At 51.0% G+C, this 19,740-nt stretch carries 25 protein-coding genes and 4 tRNA genes; all 29 read right to left on the reverse strand.

From position 1 onward, the window contains the following. Positions 1–6 precede the first annotated feature (6 nt). Entirely contained in the window at positions 7–930 is a 924-nt protein-coding gene (gene trxB / locus WC317_04725; GenBank protein MFA5339438.1) for a thioredoxin-disulfide reductase, read from the reverse strand. After that, a complete protein-coding gene (locus WC317_04730; protein ID MFA5339439.1) occupies positions 923–2,182 on the reverse strand; it encodes an MFS transporter in 1,260 nt (419 codons plus the stop codon). Before WC317_04730 ends, trxB begins: the two co-directional genes overlap by 8 nt. A 22-nt stretch (positions 2,183–2,204) precedes the next feature. Continuing rightward, positions 2,205–2,280, reverse strand: a tRNA-Thr gene (locus WC317_04735). A gap of 22 nt (positions 2,281–2,302) precedes the next feature. Beyond that, positions 2,303–2,581 (reverse strand): isoamylase early set domain-containing protein, encoded by a 279-nt coding sequence (locus WC317_04740; GenBank protein ID MFA5339440.1) that lies wholly within the window; start codon positions 2,579–2,581, stop codon positions 2,303–2,305. A gap of 32 nt (positions 2,582–2,613) precedes the next feature. Beyond that, positions 2,614–2,689: transfer RNA gene (locus WC317_04745), tRNA-Phe, on the reverse strand. Positions 2,690–2,752: 63 nt separating this feature from the next. Next, the gene (locus tag WC317_04750) at positions 2,753–3,889 is read right to left on the reverse strand and encodes a DUF748 domain-containing protein (GenBank protein MFA5339441.1); all 1,137 of its coding nucleotides are present in this window, start codon (positions 3,887–3,889) and stop codon (positions 2,753–2,755) included. A 23-nt stretch (positions 3,890–3,912) separates the two neighbouring features. Continuing rightward, entirely contained in the window at positions 3,913–5,190 is a 1,278-nt protein-coding gene (locus WC317_04755) for a thioredoxin fold domain-containing protein (GenBank protein MFA5339442.1), read from the reverse strand. Beyond that, the gene (locus WC317_04760) at positions 5,183–5,602 is read right to left on the reverse strand and encodes a peptide chain release factor-like protein (protein ID MFA5339443.1); all 420 of its coding nucleotides are present in this window, start codon (positions 5,600–5,602) and stop codon (positions 5,183–5,185) included. The genes WC317_04755 and WC317_04760 overlap by 8 nt, the downstream gene beginning before the upstream one ends. Before the next feature lie 10 nt (positions 5,603–5,612). Continuing rightward, positions 5,613–6,530, reverse strand: coding sequence for a permease (locus tag WC317_04765; protein MFA5339444.1), 918 nt, complete (start codon positions 6,528–6,530; stop codon positions 5,613–5,615). Positions 6,531–6,583: 53 nt separating this feature from the next. Continuing rightward, complete coding sequence (locus WC317_04770) at positions 6,584–6,988, reverse strand: protease inhibitor I42 family protein (protein MFA5339445.1); 405 nt, start codon at positions 6,986–6,988, stop codon at positions 6,584–6,586. A 12-nt stretch (positions 6,989–7,000) separates the two neighbouring features. After that, complete coding sequence (locus WC317_04775; protein ID MFA5339446.1) at positions 7,001–7,354, reverse strand: hypothetical protein; 354 nt, start codon at positions 7,352–7,354, stop codon at positions 7,001–7,003. 11 nt (positions 7,355–7,365) lie between these two features. Next, complete coding sequence (locus tag WC317_04780; GenBank protein MFA5339447.1) at positions 7,366–7,731, reverse strand: hypothetical protein; 366 nt, start codon at positions 7,729–7,731, stop codon at positions 7,366–7,368. A gap of 4 nt (positions 7,732–7,735) precedes the next feature. Then, a complete protein-coding gene (locus tag WC317_04785; protein MFA5339448.1) occupies positions 7,736–8,977 on the reverse strand; it encodes a cache domain-containing protein in 1,242 nt (413 codons plus the stop codon). Between the two features lie 72 nt (positions 8,978–9,049). Continuing rightward, positions 9,050–9,418, reverse strand: a complete 369-nt coding sequence (locus WC317_04790) for a metallopeptidase family protein (GenBank protein MFA5339449.1) — start codon at positions 9,416–9,418, stop codon at positions 9,050–9,052. Positions 9,419–9,423: 5 nt separating this feature from the next. After that, positions 9,424–9,831: a hypothetical protein gene (locus tag WC317_04795; GenBank protein MFA5339450.1), complete on the reverse strand. Its 408-nt coding sequence runs from the start codon at positions 9,829–9,831 to the stop codon at positions 9,424–9,426. Continuing rightward, on the reverse strand, positions 9,828–10,568 hold the full coding sequence (locus tag WC317_04800) for a hypothetical protein (GenBank protein ID MFA5339451.1): 741 nt from the start codon (positions 10,566–10,568) through the stop codon (positions 9,828–9,830). Before WC317_04800 ends, WC317_04795 begins: the two co-directional genes overlap by 4 nt. Beyond that, complete coding sequence (locus WC317_04805; GenBank protein ID MFA5339452.1) at positions 10,565–10,831, reverse strand: SemiSWEET transporter; 267 nt, start codon at positions 10,829–10,831, stop codon at positions 10,565–10,567. The genes WC317_04800 and WC317_04805 overlap by 4 nt, the downstream gene beginning before the upstream one ends. A 114-nt stretch (positions 10,832–10,945) precedes the next feature. Then, positions 10,946–11,971 carry an SIR2 family protein gene (locus tag WC317_04810; protein MFA5339453.1) on the reverse strand — a complete coding sequence of 342 codons (1,026 nt, stop codon included), beginning with the start codon at positions 11,969–11,971 and terminating at the stop codon, positions 10,946–10,948. Positions 11,972–12,036: 65 nt separating this feature from the next. Continuing rightward, positions 12,037–13,263: a hypothetical protein gene (locus WC317_04815; GenBank protein MFA5339454.1), complete on the reverse strand. Its 1,227-nt coding sequence runs from the start codon at positions 13,261–13,263 to the stop codon at positions 12,037–12,039. Positions 13,264–13,410: 147 nt separating this feature from the next. Then, a tRNA-Asp gene (locus WC317_04820) sits at positions 13,411–13,489 on the reverse strand. Between the two features lie 187 nt (positions 13,490–13,676). Next, a tRNA-Val gene (locus WC317_04825) sits at positions 13,677–13,753 on the reverse strand. A 190-nt stretch (positions 13,754–13,943) separates the two neighbouring features. Next, positions 13,944–15,071, reverse strand: coding sequence for a M48 family metallopeptidase (locus WC317_04830; GenBank protein MFA5339455.1), 1,128 nt, complete (start codon positions 15,069–15,071; stop codon positions 13,944–13,946). Further along, positions 15,068–15,598, reverse strand: a complete 531-nt coding sequence (locus WC317_04835) for a DUF4416 family protein (protein MFA5339456.1) — start codon at positions 15,596–15,598, stop codon at positions 15,068–15,070. The genes WC317_04830 and WC317_04835 overlap by 4 nt, the downstream gene beginning before the upstream one ends. 19 nt (positions 15,599–15,617) lie before the next feature. Further along, positions 15,618–16,313: a reductive dehalogenase domain-containing protein gene (locus WC317_04840; GenBank protein MFA5339457.1), complete on the reverse strand. Its 696-nt coding sequence runs from the start codon at positions 16,311–16,313 to the stop codon at positions 15,618–15,620. Continuing rightward, positions 16,288–17,061: a 5'/3'-nucleotidase SurE gene (gene surE, locus WC317_04845; GenBank protein MFA5339458.1), complete on the reverse strand. Its 774-nt coding sequence runs from the start codon at positions 17,059–17,061 to the stop codon at positions 16,288–16,290. Before surE ends, WC317_04840 begins: the two co-directional genes overlap by 26 nt. Next, a complete protein-coding gene (locus WC317_04850) occupies positions 17,058–18,155 on the reverse strand; it encodes a DUF362 domain-containing protein (protein ID MFA5339459.1) in 1,098 nt (365 codons plus the stop codon). Before WC317_04850 ends, surE begins: the two co-directional genes overlap by 4 nt. Continuing rightward, positions 18,152–18,643 carry a metallophosphoesterase gene (locus WC317_04855; GenBank protein ID MFA5339460.1) on the reverse strand — a complete coding sequence of 164 codons (492 nt, stop codon included), beginning with the start codon at positions 18,641–18,643 and terminating at the stop codon, positions 18,152–18,154. The genes WC317_04850 and WC317_04855 overlap by 4 nt, the downstream gene beginning before the upstream one ends. Positions 18,644–18,657: 14 nt before the next feature. After that, positions 18,658–19,320: a peptidoglycan editing factor PgeF gene (gene pgeF / locus WC317_04860; protein ID MFA5339461.1), complete on the reverse strand. Its 663-nt coding sequence runs from the start codon at positions 19,318–19,320 to the stop codon at positions 18,658–18,660. Beyond that, positions 19,320–19,740, reverse strand: a 421-nt coding sequence (locus tag WC317_04865) for a BamA/TamA family outer membrane protein (protein MFA5339462.1), incomplete at its 5' end; no start/stop codon positions are given. The genes pgeF and WC317_04865, both read right to left, overlap by 1 nt.

Here is a 19,740-nt window from a genome sequence, read left to right on the forward strand (position 1 = left end):
GCACTCTCACCGTAATTGTTCAATATATTTCTGCGCGGCGAAGGCGGCAGTGGCGCCGTCACCGCAGGCCGTTACAAATTGATAAAGGAGCTTTTTACGGCAGTCGCCGGCAGCGAAGAACCCTTCGCGCGAAGCCGACATGTCGTCCCCTGTAATAATATACCCTTTCTCGTCCGTCTCGACAAGCCCTTTCGCTAATTCGGTGTGGGGCTTAAAGCCGACCGCGATGAATACGCCGTGGGCCGCTATCGCCTTCTCTTCTCCGGTCTTTACGTTCTTGACCGTCACGCCTTCTACCCTCTGGTCGCCTGATATTTCAGCGACGACCGAATCCCATACGAAATTTATCTTTTTGTTCGCGAACGCGCGCTCCTGGAGTATCTTCGCCGCACGCAGCTCATTCCTCCTGTGGACTACGCTGACCTTCGCGCAGAAATTCGTCAGAAAGAGCGCCTCTTCTATCGCGGTATCCCCTCCGCCTACGACGACCACTTCTTTATTTTTGAATAACGGCCCGTCGCACGTCGCGCAATAAGAGACGCCGCGGCCTCCCAGCTTGCCCTCGCCCGGCACCGCAAGCTTGGCGTAACTCGCGCCCATCGCGAATATTACGGCCGCCGCCTTATGCGTATCCTTATCGGTCCTGGCTGTCTTCGCGCCTTTGCCTTTATCCTCTATGGAGACGACCGGCTCTATCTTTACCGTGAGCCCGAAGCGCTCGCCCTGCTTTACGATCTCCTCTATTATCTGCATGCCTGAGACGCCTTCCGGGAATCCGGGATAATTCTCAAGCAGCGGCGAGGTCAATATCTGCCCGCCGGGCATCGCCTTTTCCAGGAGAAGCGTCTTGAGCCGCGCGCGCGAGGCATATATCCCGGCGGTCAGGCCGGCAGGCCCTCCGCCTATGATTATTAGGTCGTGATCAGGCATCGGCGCCTTTCTCCTTAAAGAGACGCAGGTCTATGAACCCGAGTATCCCCGATATTATGTAAAAAACGCTCACCCCGTAGAGTATCCAGCCGCTGTCGACGCGTTCGGCGAGTTTCGCGCCGCCGAGCATGAATATGAGGAACGCCAGGTTCATCGCGATGCCTAACCAGCTGAATATCCTCCCGCGCATCTTCTCTTCCACCATCTCATGTATCAGTGTGGTCGTAGATATCCCGACCGGCGCCGACACCACTCCGAGGATCGCGGCGACGACAGATGCCCCGAGGATCGACTTGGTCCCCTTCAAGACGGCAGTAAATACGAACATCGATATGCCGCATAATATAAGGCAGGTGAATATGGATTTCGCTTTCGAGAAACGGTGCCCTATCTTCCCGTAGAGAAGCGACCCTATGAAAAATCCGACTCCGAGAGGCATCAACAGGATGCTTAAGTCGCGGGTCATCGACCCCATCGCCTCCTGGATAAAGACTATCACTACCGTGTATGCGGCGCCTGCCCCGGCCATAAGGATAAACACCATGCGGAAAGCGAACCTCGCTTCTCTGTTGTTTTTCAAATATTTGATCCCGTCCTTTATCTCCCTGATAAGCGAGGTATTTATTATCTCTTCTATGTCAACCGAACCCTCAGCCTTCTTCCGGCGCCGCCTGTGGCCGGTAATAAAGACGATCGCGAACGCCGACATCAGATAGACGAAGGAATTAAGGTACAGCCCGCCTTTTACTTTCAGGAATTCCACCAAAAACCCGCCGACGACAAACCAGAATATAAAGCCTATCATGCCGGTAACTGTAAAAAGCGAATTCGCTACAAGCAATTTTTCCTTGGAGACGAGGTCCGGTATAATGGCGAGCCTTGCCGGCAGGAAGAAACAGCTCACCGCGAAGATAAGGAATACGGCGGCGTATATCGGGAATGTGGGCGTGAGGCCCAGGAACGCGACCGGTATCACGAGCACTATCAGGCCGCGCAGGATATCGCAGCCGATCATCGTCCTCTTCCTGTCCCACCTGTCTATGAACGCGCCGGCTATCGGGCTCACGAAAAAGGAGGGTATTATAGTGAACGAGAGGAACTTGGCGAGCTCGAACGGGGAACCGGGAGCCCTGCTGTAGACTATCGCTATCAGGGCCATCTGGTTGAGCCTGTCTCCGAATTGCGAGATTATCTGGCCCACCCAGAGGAGGAAAAAATTACGCTCGCTTAGGACTTCCCTGAATCTCGCCAAATAATGTTCCGGGGTTTAAGAATGGAGCTGGCGAGAGGAATTGAACCTCCGACCCGCGATTTACGAAACCGCTGCTCTACCAACTGAGCTACGCCAGCGACAAATTTGTCTCGCCCACCCCTACTTTACTTCGATGACGCAGTTGGTGCTGCCGTACTGGTTGGGGACGCAGGCGTCGCAGCTCGGGTCGTTCTGCCATGAACCGTCGACGTAAAACTTGTATTCGTAACGTCCCGGCTTGATGGTCATTCCGGCTGTCCAGTCGTCCTTCCAGTCCTTCTTCATCGGGTTGGCATTGACGTCCCAATTGTTGAAATCTCCCGCAACGCTCACACTGCTGGCATAAGGGGCGATGAGTTTAAACGCGACCTTCTTTGTCCCGGCCTTTTTTACTGCCATGACTGTTCCCTCCTTTTATTTATATTGTGAAATGGTGCCGAGGAGCGGAATTGAACCGCTCACGCCGGGATTTTCAGTCCCGCGCTCTACCATCTGAGCTACCTCGGCATAGATTACGGATTTAACGAGAAGGTTTCGATATTATATAATTTTAAAAAGGGCAAGTCAACCCTATTTTCCCATTATCTTTTCGAGTTCTTTGTTTATTTTATTACCTAACTTCTTGGCCGCCTCGCCCGCGTCGCCGCCTATCATATTTCCGATCATTTCCCCGGCCTTTGCCGGATTTTCGAGGAGACGCATGACGCCGTCGGTAAAGGCCTTATACATGGCTTTACTCAGGGCCTTGCCCATCTCCGCGCCCCATTTGAACTCGGGCTTGTTCAGGTCGCCGCCTATTTCGAAACTGAACTTTACGGTATTATTCTCCTTATTCAGGAAACTTATGACGTCCTCGGTCTTGAGCTCGAAGAGGACCGTCTGGTTCGGGTCGCCTATAGGCTCGAGTATGAGGTCCTTGATGCTGACCTGGTTTTTGACATCGAGGTTTCCTTTATTGCAGGCCGCTTTGGTATCCAGGAAAAGGCCGCCTTTATTAACCTTGACCGGGAGGAAGCCCCCGTAATAGACCGAGAACTTCGGCATCGGGAGGTTTTCTATCTTTATATTGCCGTCGAAACTCATCGGCTTTTCGATAAATTTACCTTTTCCGTCGACCGAGAACTTCCCCTGCCCCTCTATATTGCCTTTCGCGTTCACGCCCGTTATTATCGTCCTGTCGGAAAAGGATACGGAATTCACGACCTCGCAGTTTATCGAAGAGAACTCGGTTATCGTGGCCGGCTTAGAGACCCTCTGGTCTATGAACTTGAAATTCCCGTTCTCTATAGCGAACCTCTTGAACAGCAGCTCGCCGCCTTTCTTCGCGCCGTCTTTCTTTTTGAGCTGCGGGACTTTCAGTTTGCCGGACTCATCGAGGTAAAGTATCGCCTCCGGGTTCGTCACCACTATGTTATTCAGGATATATTTATTGAACAAGCTCGGCAGGAGATAAAAATCCACGCTTATCTCTTTCGCCCTCAGGATGTAATCGTCCTTCTTCTCCGGGTTAAGGACCGTTACATCGTCAAGGATCACCTTCCTTTGAAGGACGCTCACCGCGCAATCGCCTATGGTCGCGTCAACTCCCAGCGACTCCTTCAGGCCCTTGATTATCAGGTTTTTGACATACGGCGCGGCCAACAGCTGGGCGACGAACGCCAGGATGACCAGCGCGCCTATTACGATAAAGAACCTTTTCCAGAACATCGCTTATCTCTTTCCGAAAATGTTTATTTTGAAAAAGCCAGGTATCCCAACGCCACCAGGTTCAGCGGCGAGATGAACATCAGGATCGTCAGGACCGCGGCCAGGCCCGGCGATTTCCCGCGCGCTATCGCGACTTTATACCACACATACGCCATCAGGATGACAAAATAGACCGAGTTAAGGACTATGACGGCGGTAAATGCGAGCCCGGCGAGAGGATTGAGCGCCGCCACGAAAGCCGATATGAGGATAAGCGCGAAGAACGTAATGACAGGGATGACCAGGAACCTGTATTTTATCCATGCTATATTGAGGACAAGGAAGATATTCAGGACCGGCACCCACGCCATCCACCCGTTCAGGGTCTTTGTCTTCGCGGCGATAAACTGCAGGCACAGGGCGTAATAAATATAAAAAATAAGTATGATGGCAAATGTTAAGGATAAGATCATCGCCCTGGCTTTGCCTGAGGCTAGCGCCGGAAAGGACTCCTCGATCTCGACCCTGTCTATCATCGACCTCGTCTCGGCGGGCTGGTTTATCGCGTTGGAGATATCATTTATAAACCCGGTCTTGCTGTATGGTTTCTTGGATTCAAGGGTTATTTCGCCGTTATCCGACGCGAGGACCACCCTCCCTTTGTCTATCGAGATCACCTGGAACCGCGCGAAATTGTCGCCTTTTTTTACGAAATAGGTGCCTCCCTTGTAGTTTATCTGGCCTATAATGTCGCCTTTGCCCGATTCTATATAGCCGTTATAGACGAATTCCTGGCCCACCATCTTAGGCGGCAGGAGCTTTCCGCCTTTGCCCTTTTTTCCGGCCTGGTCGTCTATGACGGCGAAACCTCCCGCCTCAACGGGAGGTTTCTCGTTAATTTTTGCCGTAGGTTTCGGCGTCGTCGAAAGTATCTTGTTCATGTTCTGCAGGAACCCGTCCGGGGGAAGGAACCCGGGTATCTTCTGGAGGACGTTGCCGTTGCTGTCCAGGAAGATTATCGTCGGGAATCCCGAGACGCCGTATTTGTTCGTCAGTTCCTTCTCCTTATCGGCGTTTATCTTGACACAGATGAATTTCGCGGACGCTGCGTTGACCTTAGGGTCGGAATACGTGTCGCTGTCGAGCTTCTTGCACCAGCCGCACCAGTCCGTATAAAAATCTATCATGACCGGCTTGCCCTGGCTCTTGGCGGCCTTCAGCGCGTCCTGCAGGTTATATTTCCACGCTATCGCGTCGGCCCGCGGCAATATGAACGCGAATGCCGCGATAAAGGCCAGAATGAAAAAAACTTTTTTATTCATAATCTCCCTCCGGTTTTCTGCGGAAACCCTTCTTCTCCGAATGTATCTTCTTCGCGGCAAGCATCTTCTCCTTCGCCCGCCTCGACCTCCTGCGCTTCTGCCTCCTTATCTTTTCTATCTTCCTCCTCTCCTCGGAGGCCCTGCCGAGCGCCATGGCTTCTATCTTATTTACCAATATCCTGCGCGCGAGGAAGCGGTTCAATGCCTGGGAACGCTCCTGCCCGCATTTGACCTCTATGCCCGTGGGTATGTGCTTGAGATAGACGGCGGTCGAGACTTTATTGACATTCTGCCCGCCCGGCCCGCTTGAACGGATGAACGACTCGACGATGTCGCTCTCGCGCACCCCGAGCCGCCCCATCTTCTCTTTAAGGGCGCGTTCCTTTGATAAGTTTACGTTATAATCTGCCATGCGTCAAAATTTATTTTATCACAAAATTGAAAAGATAGCCCGTAAGCATTATCCCTGCTCCTACCACCCCTGCGAAGACCAAAATGAGCCTCGTCTTCATCACTTTCCTTAATATCACGAATTCCGGGAGCGAAAGCCCGGTCACCGCCATCATGAAAGCAAGCGTCGTGCCCATCGCCATCCCTTTTTCCGTGAGCGCGCTGACGAGCGGGATGATCCCTGCGGCGTTTGAGTATAGTGGTATGCCGATAGCTACCGCCAGAGGCACCGCGTACCATTTGCCGGCCCCGGCGTATTTAGCGAGGAAATCCACCGGCACATAGCCGTGTATCCACGCGCCCGCGCCTATGCCGATCACGACATAAGGCCAGACGCTCTTGATGATGAAGACGACGTATGTCTTCGCGTATCTTATCCTGTCAGGCCACGTAAGCTCTATCCCCTCGGTCAGCGGATTTGACTTCCCATTTAATTCGAGTTTTTCCAGGAACCTCTCCATCTTCATCGCGCCTATCGCCAGGCCCGCAACTATCGCGATCGCCATGCCGCTGGCGATATACAACAGCGCGACCTTCCAGCCGAACATCCCGAGGAGCATTATAAGCGCGACCTCGTTTATCATGGGCGAGGCGACCAGGAACGTAAATGTCACGCCCAGAGGGACGCCCGCCTCGACAAACCCGAGGAAAAGCGGTATCGCGCTGCACGTGCAGAAAGGCGTGAATATGCCAAGCACCGCCGCGAGGACGTGCCCCTTAAACCTGTTGTTATGCGAGAGTATCTTTCTTGTTTTTTCGGGCGGGAGGAACGAACGGATTATCGAGACTATAAAGATGATGACGGCAAGCAGGAGGAATATCTTTATCGTATCGTAGACGAAAAAATTTACGGCTTCGTTCAGGCGCGGGTTCCCGCTGAATATATCCATTTTATTTAAAACCCGGATTTGAAGTGACCGTGAGGACGTGTCCGCGCATGACGCTAGTTGACTACGACGTCAACCTGAAAGATCTTTAACGGCGCGATCTTCTTCTCCCACGACCGGTGATAGGCAAGCTTGAGCATCGTCTTTCCCGGGCCCGCCGCCTTAAAGCGCAGGGTGACCTTTCCCGGCGCGCCTATGAGGTTCGTATCGGACTTGAATTTCACGGCGCTCTCGACCTGTTTCAGCACGGACGTATTTACCGAGACGATCTCCCACGTATAGCCCGTGGTCGGATTCCCGGGAAGCTCGACTATGAGGGTGTTCCCGGCCGTGAGCTCTACCAGCTTTCCGTTATCTTTCTCGATTATCTTCTTCGATTCCATGGAACGGTCTACCGCGCATCCGGAGAGGAAGAACGCGGCGATCAATACGAGGGCGGAACTCCTTTTAAGGCTTACCATTTGACCTCCGTTTTACGGTGACGGCGTGGTGTCTTCGAGGCTTATGAGCGTGCCTGTCCCGTCGGGATTCTCGTAATACCTGACGGTGACGGCGTCATCTATCTGCAGTTCCGAAAAATCTATCGCTTCCGCGCCCTTCCTTATGACCGCGTTATCGGGCACGGCAAGGACCAGCTCGCGGTAGCTGTTATCCTGGCCGTTCAGCCATTTGACGACCATCTTTGACCCGGCCCAGTCCAGGTCGAAGATCGTCCCGTCGACGGCCTTGACTTCGCGAAGCTCTCCCTGCTCCTGTTGGCAATAGCAGGGCGCGGCTGCGACGGTCCCCAGGACCGCGATCAAAAGCGTAACGATTATTTTTGTCATCCCATCTTCCCTTATTCTATGACGGTTATCCGGTCGAGCGCGCCGCTATCGTCGAAGAAGAGGCGTATCTTCGGCTTGTTTAAGAGGTCTGTCGTGCCGGGCCTGTAGACCCATATCTGCCTCTTGCTCGCCGCCTCGGTCACAATGGCCACAGGCTCTCCGTATTTCAAGACCGCGGCCTGCTTGACGCCCTTCTTTATCTCGCCTTTGGTGACAGCTTCTTTTACCAGGCCGTAAACAGCGGTCTCTTTGTCATAATCGCGCTGTATATCGTCCATGCTCTTCCCGACCTGCATAAGTGTCCCTATGCCGTCGGCGGCTGACGTGAACGGCGCCAAAATTATCGCCAAAGCCAAAAGATATATATATTTTTTCATAGTCTCAGTCCGGATAATAACCCGTGCCTACGACCCACCCGAAAGGCTTGAAGAGAAGGCTGTAACCCCTCTTTTTCAAGGGTTCGGTCGAGCCGGGCTTCGGGAACCAGTAATCGGTATAACCGCCGCCCGGCTGCTTGCCGTGCGTGATTATCTCGCGGACATAATTTACGCCGTTTATGTTCGCGTCAAGGCGGTTCTTGCCTTCGACTTTCTTGTCACCGTAGAGGACGACGTTTACGCCCGCGACCGTATCCGCCCAGAAATACCCCTTGCCGTCATCGCCGTAGCGCATCTCCCTCAACAGGTTCGCGCCCGTCTCCTTCGCCTGGTCAAGGGTCATGTTATCCTTCTGCGCCCTGTCATATACCGCTTGGAGCATGCTGACCGCCTGCTGCGTGGCGTTCTTTATGACCGCATCCTGTTTATCGTTCGCCGAGAACTCTTTTGTCGCCACGACCAGCCGCCACTCGGTGCCGTGCAGGGCAATGGTAGTCCAGACCGCATTCTTCTTGACGGGTTTAGTGGTCCCCAGGTCGTAAAAATTGTACGAGCCCGAACCTGTCCTGTCCGCGGTGATCTTCCTGCCGAGCGCTACCGTATCCGGGAACGGCTCATAAAGAGGGTCGCTGAATAACATCCTTCCTATCTGATCCGGGTCCGGATCATAAAGAATGCGCCCGTCCTTCTGCATCACCCATATATACAGGGACGGGTCATTCGTCACCGACTTTATCACAGCCGAAAGCAGGTCTTCCGGTTTAAAAAGCAGGCTGACCGACCCGGCGAAATCCCCCCTGGCAGAAAAGACCGGCTCTTCTATGTCCGAGGCGTAAAAACCCTCGACCGATTTGAATGCGTCGCCCATGACAGGCCTGCGGGTCTTCTGGAGGCGGATCATCTGTTCCTGGCCGCTAACGTCGGAACCTTCGTATTTTTTGTATTCCCCCGGTTCGACGATCATCATTATCCCCTTGGCGTCGATGAACGAGCAATCGACCGTATAAGGGCTCGATGCGGAGAGGCCGGCGATCGCCTTGCGCGCGTAATCGCCTCCGGCGCCTTCCTTCTGGACCTCCCTGGCGGCGAAAGCGGCGTCGGAATCCATTTTAGCGAGAGTATCGTTTATCTTGTCCTGGAGTTTCAGGATGATATTCAGTGAAACGTCATTCTCTGCGGCCTGCGCGGCGGCAACAGTGAGAATAAAGGCAAGGATAAAACTATATATCGATATCTTCTTTTTCATTTTTTCCTCCGGGATAAAAGAAGTTTACCACCGTCGAAATGGATAGTCAATGGTAGAGCGGGATCTCTACCGCTAATAAGTGCCCGACCTCTTCATGTGCTCGTCAGAGATGCCGAAATGATGCGCGAACTCGTGGATGACCGTGCGCCTGACCGCCTCTTTTATGTCGTCATCCGTGCGGCAGACGCGCTCGATGTTATTTTTGAATATCGTTATCTTGTCGGGAAGGACATTGCCGTAATAATGCATCCTTTTGGAGAGCGGCACGCCCTGGTAGAGCCCCATCAGGTAACCGTCTTCGTTCGAACCACCGGCCTTTTTGTGCTCCGCAGTTGGTTCATCCTCGATGACGACGCCGACATTCTCGAGTTTCTGTTTTATGTCTTCGGGCAGGCTCTCGACCGCCGCGACGACAAGGGCCTCGAAGGATCTCGCGTCCATATCGCTTATTTAGCGCTCTCTTTTTGGCTCATTGCCTTCAATTCATCCAATTCTTTCTTAAGCTCGTTGATCGATTTTGCCGTCTCCTTCGCGAGCTCGTTGAGCGCTTCGGCCAGCTTATCGAGGCGCGCCTCCAATTCGTCAAATCTCCTCGCCGTATACGAATCCAAGCCCTCGGTGACGACCGTCCCGTCCATTTTGTAGACCCTCATCCCTTGCGGCACCATCAGGTCCATCCCGCCGATCGTTATCGTCTGCATTCCGGGGTTGCCGGACGGCGCGCCGGTAATGGGCCGCGTCTTGTAAAAATCATATGTCCCTACATGCTTGGAATCATAGCTTTCCTGGGCATGAACATATCCCGCCGGCAAGACCAAAAATAAAACCGCGGCGAACGCGTATATTGATCTCATTTGGCCTCTCCTTGAGGATGCCCCTGAGGGTGCATCTGCGGATGCAGTTTCTTCCATCTGTCGAGGAACAGGAAATAGACGCCCGGGCCGAAGGAAAGGAGCATCACCGAGATCCCCAACGCTATGCCTATGAAAGTCGAAAATCCGGCGCAGCAATAATCCCTGCCCCTTACGATGACATGGGTCGGAACGGCGATGAGTAATTCAAGCGCGCTGCCGGCGAAAAGAGTCCGGCACTGTTTTTCAATGAAGGCTTTCGGGTCGAGCCTCTGGCTCCACCTGTAGAAAATGAGCCCCCATATCAGCCATATGAGCAGGAAACTTGCCATTGTACAGCGCATGAGTATCTTTTCAAATAACGGATTTTTCCCCGGCTCGACAGCCATCAACGACATCATGCCAACGGTTATCTCGGGCTGCCTGCTCAGCGTTTCGACGATCGCTCCCACGGCCGCCCACACCATAAAAGCCGCCAAAAATCCCGAGGCAACGACTGTAAAAATTATGGGGCCCTTTGTGACCAGCCGCTTGCTCTCCACTCTTACCGGTATTCCCAATAACGCCGCCTGACACACCAGCATTATTAGCAGCAAGACCCAATATCTCCACGACACTAATGCCGCTACCGCGTCGCTTAATCGCAGCTGCAGACGAAGGGCTATCGCGATGGTGGGGACGGTCAGGACGACCAGGATAGCGCCGTATAACAGGATTATGATTATCGCGAAGCGTTTCATGCTTTGCCTCCCCTATTTTTGACCATCATCGCCAGGATATATACGCACGAAACAATTGTCACCGCGTTTGCAAATATTATCGGCAGATTATTTATCATAATACCATAAATCAGCCACAAGAGTATGCCTATAGAAAAGAGGACATACATCGGCATCGACAGGTCGCGTGTATGGTGTGTCTTGTAGACCTTATACGCCTGCGGGAAGAACGCGATCGTCGTGCATGCGGCGGCGAGGAGGCCGAGAAGGGTAATTCGGTCCATGTTATGCCTTTAGTGCCATTCTATTTTGTGGTGCCGTACAATTGAAGTAGGGGTGGCTCTTTGCGCCCGTCCACCAATGTCTTATGTCGGAAGATAAAACGGCTATATGTTCCATTAATTTTTTGCCATTATTTTGTTCACATATTCTATAAAACCGATTGGAAGATACTTTACTGCCCCAAATAAGCTTTTATAATTATTGATAGCATAGCTACCCTTTGGTTGATCTACAAATGTTACTTTTGGTTTTCTTGTCGACTCATTGAACCCATTCAATAATAAACACCTAATTTCTACATCTGCTTCTGGCAGAGAATACCCAATAAAAATAATCTCATTTGCCTCTGATATGCGTTCTTTTGACATGGCCCACGTTTCTTTTAAGATCCTATTTTCGTAAATTTTAAATTTTGTTGGCGTTACTATCAATGGTTCGTATTCACTGGTACAATTCTCGTTTGAACAGCATAATCTATATTCACTCCCAAGATATTTTGCTACACCTTTCTCGCCTACCGTTATATCTATCTCATCGCACCTTGGGCAATATAACCAGTTAAGCGAACCATGAATTTTTAAAAGCTTGATATCTCCCCTGTTTATTTCAAACATGGGGGAATGCCCAGCTCTCATTGTGCCATCAGACCAAGTTACTGGAAATATGTTTTTTCTCAATCTAAATCCATAATTAATATTGCGCCGTCTCGCAAGAGCATTGTCAATAACGATGTCGTAATTAGTTGAAACAATGACGTCTTCTTTATTGACATTCTCAGCAAATTTATCCGTAACGTCCGAATCAAGGTTTTCCAAGGATTCTTTTAAAACGGCGCAAATTATCTTTATAATATTATTCCTGACTTTGATTAATCCATCATAATTATATAATCTTATAGTAATCAATTTAGTACGTAAATTATAATCTATAAAACTCAGTATATCTTCAAGCCTTGGCTTTGTACTTTTATTTCTATGAAATATCCTATCTATAAATAATTTTGTATCTTCAATTTCGCTTTTTACGTCAGGGTAATGTGTACTATTATTAAGCGCCGTATTAAGTAAATTTTCATTTAATGGCGCTTTTAATGAAACTGCTACTGTCGCACCCGCTCCTAAAAAATATACTTTCTTGTCCATTCTATCTTTCTGCTAATATTTAATACCGCCGTATGACTAAAGTGGGGCAGGCATGGTAACATTAGCTAAAATTTTTTATCTTTAATCCATTCGTCAATCTTAGATAAAGCTTCTTCACCAGTCTTAAATGTCGGGGGATTAGCAATTGTATATTTTATAAGCCCCTCTTTTTCTGTGCCTTCTTCATATAAAACCAAGGATGGAATTTCTTTTCCTTGTTGAGATCTTAAGTATGCGGCTATCGCTATTTCTTGATTAATCCAAACTGAGGTATCGTACAAGCCATTAAGTTTGTGCCTTTTATGTAAAATAGCTATAAAGCCTGCGCAATCGTTAAGATTCTTAAATATATGAGAATTTAAATCTCTTAGATCATTGGCTGTTTCAGCTAAAAAAACTCCTATATTATTTTTTTCCAAAAGGATTTTTACTTGTCCTCCCAGCTCTATCTCTTCGGGAGTTAACTGTCCACAAGCAACAAAGATAAGTCCTTTGCGGTCTTTAGCTATTATATCGTCATGAACTTCTATTTCTGGATCTCTGGGATGCTCTTTCCTGCTTTCAGTTTCGTATTCACGTATAGAATCTGGTAATCTTACCTCAAGAAATGGCGCCTTACGCAATACCGCAATGTTTGAATAAATTGTTCTATCGATTTCTTTTAGGACGGGAGAAGAGATGTTTCCTTGCCTTTTTATGCTTTCTTTGTCTATAATATCGCAAACAATTGCGGCTTTTAAGAAGCCTAGACATTTTGTACTTGCATTATCTATTTCGAAAGAATTATATTGTTCATAATGCGCTATCGAATTATCAATGTATTTTTTCTCTTCTTTAATTTCTTTAAGTTCTAATCCTTGTCCTTTATGTTTTTCAATTGTTCTACTCAAAAAACCTACTAATTTTTTGAGACCCCTGTATATGATTTCATATACTGATTTTTCTAATTCTACTTTGGCTCTGTAATCCCGTGGCCAATCTCTTCTCTCATTCAGTATCTCACTAGAAATATCGAGCTTTGGCAAAAACCCTTCCTTCCCCAATGAGACATAAACCCTGAATTTAATGTTGTTCTCTAGCGTATAAAAATAGTCTGTTTCTGCATGTTTTTTTATGGCGACTTCAAAATCATCAATTATGTCACGTCCAAAAGTAATCTTGATATCCTGATCTTGAGCTTTTACGTAGAAATCGTAACCCAAACTGCCTTCTGAATGCATACAGGCAACAATAAATTCGCTATCTAGTCCATTGATAAATTTCTCTATATATTTTATAGCGTTTTCATTCATATCTTATACCCAAATAGTTATTAATTGTTTTTATTTCCTTAATGTCTATACTATACCGCTCAAACAAAAAAGGCGTTAGTTTCCTAACGCCTTGGCTTCGTTCCTATTTGTGTATTTTATCCATTTTTAAGACCTTCTGGTGAAAAATGGCGGGCCCGACGAGATTTGAACTCGCGGTCTTCAGATCGACAATCTGACGTGCTAGACCAGACTGCACCACGGGCCCGTCGCAACACTTATTGTCAAAAAAAGGGGTGTTGCTCCCGTGGGGAAACCAAGGTTTCCCCACGTAACCCCTTCCTCAAAGCGCGGGAGACGGTCTCTCCCGCACCCACTTACGTTCTTCCAAACAAGTTGACTAAGGGGTCGAACGTGTCGCTTACAATCAATCAAGCAACAAATATTTTCATATATGGTGGGCACTAGAGGACTTGAACCTCTGACCCTCTGCGTGTAAAGCAGATGCTCTAACCAACTGAGCTAAGCGCCCTTATAAAGCAGAATGGTGAGTGTATAAATTACCATAAAAACTAAGGGGTGTCAACTTCACAATTCTGCCTTATTCCCTTGAAATTTAACGTCTCGCGAAGAGCCGGTTTATGACGCAGTAGATATCCTATTGAGGCGAGTAATAAAGTAAGGCCGAGCGAGACTTAAATTTCAAGAGATAAACGCCAATATTAGGACTTAATTTTATATTCCTCCGCCGCCTTTAAACGCTTGCTTATGGGCGGGTGGTCGTAAAGGAATATCTCGATGAGCCGGTTCGGCTCCCTGTCGGCGAGGTTCTGGTCGCCGAGCTTGCCCATCATCGAGATAAAGGCGTCGGGATTTTGCGTGATCTCTAAGGCAAAACGGTCCGCCTCCCTCTCGAATACCCTGCTCAGGCCGTTCTGGAAAGGCATCATTACCACCGCGAAGAAGAAGAATATGAGCGCGAGCAGAGGAAAGCCGGCCAGGTCAGCTATCCCGCGGTAATTAAGCATCCCGGCAAGGCCCTCGAACACCAGGTTGGCGATATAAAAGCTTAAAAACGTCACCGCGGCGCCGAATACGAGCAATTTCATTATGTGGCCCTTCTTGTGGTGGCCGAGCTCGTGGGCAAGGACCGCCTCTATTTCGTCGTGGGTGTATTCCTTGAGCATTGTATCGCCCAAAAGCACCCTTCTCGTCTTCCCGAGGCCTGCCAGGGCGGCGTTCGCCTTGACCGTCTTCTTGCTCAGGTCTATCTCAAAGATACCGTTGACTTTCGAGCCGCATTTCTCGGCGAGATCCAACAGGCGGATGCGCAGGTCTTCGTCGGCAAGCGGCTTTACCTTGAAAAAGAGCGGAAGGATCACGACAGGCGCGACCCTGCTTAGGACTATCGTGAAGATTATCCAGAAGACGGCGGTCCATATCCACCAGATCGCGGTAAAATTCCGCAGGAACAGGTAAAGGACCTCGATGACGATGAAGAATATCGTCCCGCCGACGAGCAATTTCTTTAAATAATCGAGGAACCAGCCGCCGAACGCCTGCGTCGAGAGCGAGAATTTCCGCTCGAGAGAGAAGCCCTGGTACATATCGAGCGTGAACGTGACCGCCGCGTATATCGCCCCGAACACCAGGAAATAGGCCGCGGTCTGTATCCACGGGTTGCGCGAGGCCCCTTCGGCAAAATTGCGTATCCATACGGACGGGCCCTGCGTGGCCATAATATAGAGGAACAAAACCGTCAGGACCAGCTCAACGCCGAACAGGGCGTTCTTTATCCGCGAGTATTTTTTGGCCTCGCCTGCCCCGCTTTCAGACAAACGCGATATCATTTCATCTGGTGCAAATATATCTTGCGGATCTCGTTGAAGATGTCGACGTATTCCTTCGTCTGGTAGTCGCGGTATGTCCATTCCCACGGCTGGAACGACCTGTCGATAAAGCGGAGCGTTATCTCAGCGAAGACGCCTCCGTAGAGGTAGACCCTGTGCGCGTTGTCCTTCGTCGTCGCGAGGATGAGCTTCGCGTCGGTAATGTAACCCGGGTCGATGTTTATCCTGCGCGACGGCTTGCCGCGCTCCCTGCTCATCCCCAGCTCGAGCCTGTTCGTGTAATGCTTTATCTTCGGCAGGACCTCGGGGTTGACGAGTTTTCTGAAGGATATGAACTGCCTCTTTAGATTCTGCCCCATCTCAGGCGCGTAATAATCCGTATACGCGAAATCCAGCAATGAGGTCCTGAAATCTATCTTCCCGAATTTCCATTCCAGCGTCTTCTCCATTTTCATTATCAGGTCCGGGTCGTTCGATATCATCCCGATGATGAGCTTGACCGGCTTATGCTGCTTTGCTGCTCCCATTTAATCCTCCTGTTAAAGTTTATCCCCTTGGGGAGTTTTCGCCTTTGCATGTTTTTACGCAGATCCCGCAGATCGAATGGCCTATTCCCGCCCTGTTGGCAAAGGCTTTCAACAGTTCGCGGCAGGCATTCAGGTCCATATCTTTCGCGTCTTTTTTTATCGCTTTGGCCGGGCAGGCGGCCACACACGCGGCGCATTCGCCGCAGCTTATATCTACCGGCTTGTCTGACTTGAGGGGCATATCGGTGAGCACCGTCGCGTATCTTACCGCCGCGCCGTATTCCGGGTTGATGAGCAGGCCTGAGCGGCCGATGAACCCGTTCCCCGCAAGGCGGCCGATCTCCTTGTGCGAGAGCGCCCCGCGCATCAGGCCCCAGTCCTCGACATAGCTCGCCGGGATGGGCAGCGCTGAATAGCCGGCCTTCTGGATATAGTTTGACAGCTTAAGGGCTATCTCATCTACCAGGGAGTTGACCCTTTTGTAATGGAAGGCGTAGATCTTTGACGGCTTATTCGCGATAGTCTCGATTATCCTGCCTGCGAGGCGCACGCCTATCGAGATGCCGTAATCGAGCCCGTTAAGGACGGATTTCGGCTCGACAAAAAATCCGTCTTTTATAGACGACACGTCGGCGACGCCGAAGAGCGAAGCGCCATCGCCCTCCGCCGCCGCTTTCAATTTTTCGTAATTACTTAAAGAATCTTTTCCTTGCATCAGCTAATTTCTCAAAGTCCTTATAATCGGTCATATCGAAATGGAGCGGCGTTATGGAGATGTAGCCGTCGCGCACCGCGACCGCGTCGACGAGATCGTCGCCTCTCACCTCGGCCCTGTAACTGCATAGCCAGTAATAGAGGCGCCTGTTCGGGTCCTCGCGCATGTCGTAATCTTCATGATAGAAAGTCGACATCCCCTGCCGCGTTATCTTTACCCCTTTTATCTTCGATCTCGGGAGCGCCGGGACGTTGACATTGAGCAGCGTAGTGACAGGGAGCTTCTTTTCGAGCATCAGTTTCGCGAGTTTATGCGTAAAATCCACGGCCGCCTCGAACTTTTCCCATTTAAACGACGCAAGAGAGACCGCGAACGCAGGGACGCCGAGTATCGCCCCCTCTGTCGCGCCCGAGACCGTCCCGGAATAGAGGACGTTTATCCCGAGGTTCGGCCCGCGGTTCAAGCCGGATATGATCAGGTCCGGTTTTTTCTTCTTCATTATGTTCATCAGCCCGATCTTCACGCAATCGGCCGGCGTGCCTGTTATCGCGTAGCCGAAATATTTCCCGTCGCGGCGCGCCTCGTTGACGCGCAACGGCACCGATAGCGTTATCGCGTGCCCCTGCGCAGAACGTTCGGCGTCAGGCGCCACAACCGTCACCTCGGCTATCGACTTTAATTTTTTCTGCAGGGCGGCTATGCCCGGCGAATATATGCCGTTGTCGTTAGTTAATAATATCCGTTTCATTTCATCTCTATCAATTCGTATTCGAGGTTCCCGAGGCCTATCTCTGCGCCGTACCTGAGCTGCGCCTCCCAGTCGATATGCGGCCATATCTTCTTGAAAGCGTCGGACTTGAAGGCGTTGTTGACGACATCGGCCGACGCCTTATCTATCGCGACCGGGTCTGTCGAGGCGAAAATACCGGCATCGGGCGCCACGGCCGGGTCATCCTTGGCCAGGCAGTCGCATTCTTTCGTTATCTTCATCGCGTAACTCAGGAATAATATCTTCCCCTCTTTGTCCTTCATCACGCCTAGGGCGAACTCGGCCATCTTCTCCTGCACGTTATTGCTCGACTCGCTCCACGATATATCGATCGCGTCGCTGCGGCAGGCGACGAGGCAGTCGGCGCAGCCGATGCATTTTTTCTCGTCGATGTGCGCTATTTTCTCCTTCGCTTCGCTCAGGACTTTGCCCTTCAATTCTATCGCCCCGGTCGGGCAATGGATGACGCACAGCCCGCAGCCGATGCACGCTTTCGCGTTGACGTTAGGTTTTATCGCGGAATGCTGCATCAGTTTCCCGGCGCGCGTCGCGAAACCCATCCCGATATTTTTTACCGCCGACGCCAGACCCGTGACCATGTGCCCGGTGACGTGGGAGAGGACAACTGCCGCGTCCGCGTCCGCGCAGGCCTTCGCTATCTTCACCGACTTAAAATGTTTTTTGTTGATCTTCACTTCAAAATCCTCGCCCGACCTCAGCCCGTCCGCGATGACGACCGGCGCGCCGCATACCTCGGGCGTAAAACCGTGCTCATAGGCGATGTTCGTGTGGTCGACAGCGTTCGACCTCGACCCTTTATACAGCGTATTCGAGTCGGTAAAAAACGGCTTGCCTTTAAGCGCGGATATCTCGTCGGCGACGAACCTAGCGTGGCGCGCGTCGACGTGTCCGGTATTGCCTTTGTCGCCGAAGGTCAATTTTATGGCGATGAGCGCGTCCTTTTTGACTATTTTTTTGAGGCCGGCGTTCTCGAGCAGCCAGCGCGTCTTCTCGCGTATCGACTCGAGAGATTCGTCCCTTTTAGCTTTTACGAAAAATACTTTTGGCTTCACGCGAGCTCCACTATCTTTCCTTCCATCGTCTTGATGTCCACTATCGCGACCGTAGACTTGCCGGTCGTCCAGCCGCCTGTCTCTCCGGGATTGACCAAAAGGGCGCTGTCTATTTTCTTTATCTCGGGCTTGTGCGTATGTCCGTAGATAAGAAGATGCAATTCCTGGTTCTCTATCATGCCCAGGATGCCGGGGACATCTTCTATCTCGTGGGTGATTATCATTTTTACGTTCGAAAGGTCATACCTGTAAGGATGGTCAACTATCAGGCCGTTCGATTTTATGGACAGGGCCTTTTTGTCGCCGTCGTTGTTCCCGTAGACGCCCAGCCACTTGCATTTCAGTTTGTCGAGCGGCGAGAGCGCGAACGGCGAGCAGTAGTCGCCGGCGTGGACGACCAGGTCGCATCCTTCCGCGTTGAATACCTCTACCGCCTTCCTCACCATAGGCACATTATCGTGCGAATCAGCCATTACTCCGAGTTTCATTCCATACCTCCGTATTATTTCAGCATTATCACCGAGAGCATCCTCCCGGCCTTGTCCTTCTCTTTCCTGAATGAGAAGAATTCACTGTTCCTGCAGCCGGTGCATATGCCGCAGTCGAAAATATTTTTTGCGCTTATCCCGGCGGCGATCAGCTGTTCGGCGTTTTCGCCCACCAGGTCGAAATAATGCTTATGCGCCATTTTAACAACCGAATCCGGAAAATGCACCAAAAATTCGCTGTTCACCTCGTAACAGCACTGCCTGAGCGCCGGGCCCATCCCGGCAAGCAGCTTCGCCGGCGACGATCCATATTCGGATCTCATCGCCTCGACGACGTTTTTTGCTATCTTCTCCTTCGTGCTCTTCCATCCCGCGTGCGCGACGCCGATGGCGTTATGCTCGGGGTCATAGAAGAGCACCGGAAGGCAATCGGCGGTCCTGACCGAGAGGGTTATCCCTTTCGCGTCGGTTATCGCGCCGTCCGCGCCCGGGATCTCGCCGGATAAGGCAGTCTTCGCGTCTACCTTTACGACCACCCCGCCGTGCGCCTGCTGCAGGCGGACGAGTCCCTTGGGCGGTATCCCCAGCTTTTTCAGGAAATCCCCGTGGCTTATCTGCCTGTCGGATATTCCGTGCAGGACCGGAAACCTGTCAAACTCCGGGAGCGATATTATCATCAGAACGGCAACCCCACATCGAACATGAACCTCGGCACCTGCCTCTCCTTGTTTGTGTTTAGCGGGTAAGCGAGGTCAAAACGCAGGACGGTCCACTTCGTCTTAAAACGCAGGCCCGTGCCGATGGAATTCTGGAGCTCCGCGGGAAAGCGCACCCTGTTCAAGCTTCTCCAGTTCCCGCCCACGTCGTAAAAGAACGCGCCGTTGAACCATTTATATATCGGGAACCTCATCTCGGCGTTGCCCAGCAGCATCACCGTCCCCCACAGGGGCCTGTTGTCCGCGTCCTTAGGACCTATGGAATTTACTTTATACCCGCGCACCGTATCTATCCCTCCCAACATGAATTTTTCAAAGAAAGGGACGTCCTTCGTTTCGCCGTACCTGTCCATCCACCCGCCCATCCCCCTGAAGGCGACG

Source organism: Candidatus Omnitrophota bacterium (assembly GCA_041653595.1).
Classification (GTDB): Bacteria; Omnitrophota; Gorgyraeia; order Pluralincolimonadales; family Pluralincolimonadaceae; genus Pluralincolimonas.

Bases quoted from the DNA above. Each gene is read 5' to 3' on its own strand.
- trxB (MFA5339438.1), bottom strand. From the start codon at position 930: ATGCCTGATCACGACCTAATAATCATAGGCGGAGGGCCTGCCGGCCTG.
- WC317_04740 (MFA5339440.1), bottom strand. From the start codon at position 2,581: ATGGCAGTAAAAAAGGCCGGGACAAAGAAGGTCGCGTTTAAACTCATC.
- WC317_04750 (MFA5339441.1), bottom strand. From the start codon at position 3,889: ATGTTCTGGAAAAGGTTCTTTATCGTAATAGGCGCGCTGGTCATCCTG.
- WC317_04755 (MFA5339442.1), bottom strand. From the start codon at position 5,190: ATGAATAAAAAAGTTTTTTTCATTCTGGCCTTTATCGCGGCATTCGCG.
- WC317_04760 (MFA5339443.1), bottom strand. From the start codon at position 5,602: ATGGCAGATTATAACGTAAACTTATCAAAGGAACGCGCCCTTAAAGAG.
- WC317_04765 (MFA5339444.1), bottom strand. From the start codon at position 6,530: ATGGATATATTCAGCGGGAACCCGCGCCTGAACGAAGCCGTAAATTTT.
- WC317_04770 (MFA5339445.1), bottom strand. From the start codon at position 6,988: ATGGTAAGCCTTAAAAGGAGTTCCGCCCTCGTATTGATCGCCGCGTTC.
- WC317_04775 (MFA5339446.1), bottom strand. From the start codon at position 7,354: ATGACAAAAATAATCGTTACGCTTTTGATCGCGGTCCTGGGGACCGTC.
- WC317_04780 (MFA5339447.1), bottom strand. From the start codon at position 7,731: ATGAAAAAATATATATATCTTTTGGCTTTGGCGATAATTTTGGCGCCG.
- WC317_04785 (MFA5339448.1), bottom strand. From the start codon at position 8,977: ATGAAAAAGAAGATATCGATATATAGTTTTATCCTTGCCTTTATTCTC.
- WC317_04790 (MFA5339449.1), bottom strand. From the start codon at position 9,418: ATGGACGCGAGATCCTTCGAGGCCCTTGTCGTCGCGGCGGTCGAGAGC.
- WC317_04795 (MFA5339450.1), bottom strand. From the start codon at position 9,831: ATGAGATCAATATACGCGTTCGCCGCGGTTTTATTTTTGGTCTTGCCG.
- WC317_04800 (MFA5339451.1), bottom strand. From the start codon at position 10,568: ATGAAACGCTTCGCGATAATCATAATCCTGTTATACGGCGCTATCCTG.
- WC317_04805 (MFA5339452.1), bottom strand. From the start codon at position 10,831: ATGGACCGAATTACCCTTCTCGGCCTCCTCGCCGCCGCATGCACGACG.
- WC317_04810 (MFA5339453.1), bottom strand. From the start codon at position 11,971: ATGGACAAGAAAGTATATTTTTTAGGAGCGGGTGCGACAGTAGCAGTT.
- WC317_04815 (MFA5339454.1), bottom strand. From the start codon at position 13,263: ATGAATGAAAACGCTATAAAATATATAGAGAAATTTATCAATGGACTA.
- WC317_04830 (MFA5339455.1), bottom strand. From the start codon at position 15,071: ATGATATCGCGTTTGTCTGAAAGCGGGGCAGGCGAGGCCAAAAAATAC.
- WC317_04835 (MFA5339456.1), bottom strand. From the start codon at position 15,598: ATGGGAGCAGCAAAGCAGCATAAGCCGGTCAAGCTCATCATCGGGATG.
- WC317_04840 (MFA5339457.1), bottom strand. From the start codon at position 16,313: ATGCAAGGAAAAGATTCTTTAAGTAATTACGAAAAATTGAAAGCGGCG.
- surE (MFA5339458.1), bottom strand. From the start codon at position 17,061: ATGAAACGGATATTATTAACTAACGACAACGGCATATATTCGCCGGGC.
- WC317_04855 (MFA5339460.1), bottom strand. From the start codon at position 18,643: ATGAAACTCGGAGTAATGGCTGATTCGCACGATAATGTGCCTATGGTG.
- pgeF (MFA5339461.1), bottom strand. From the start codon at position 19,320: ATGATAATATCGCTCCCGGAGTTTGACAGGTTTCCGGTCCTGCACGGA.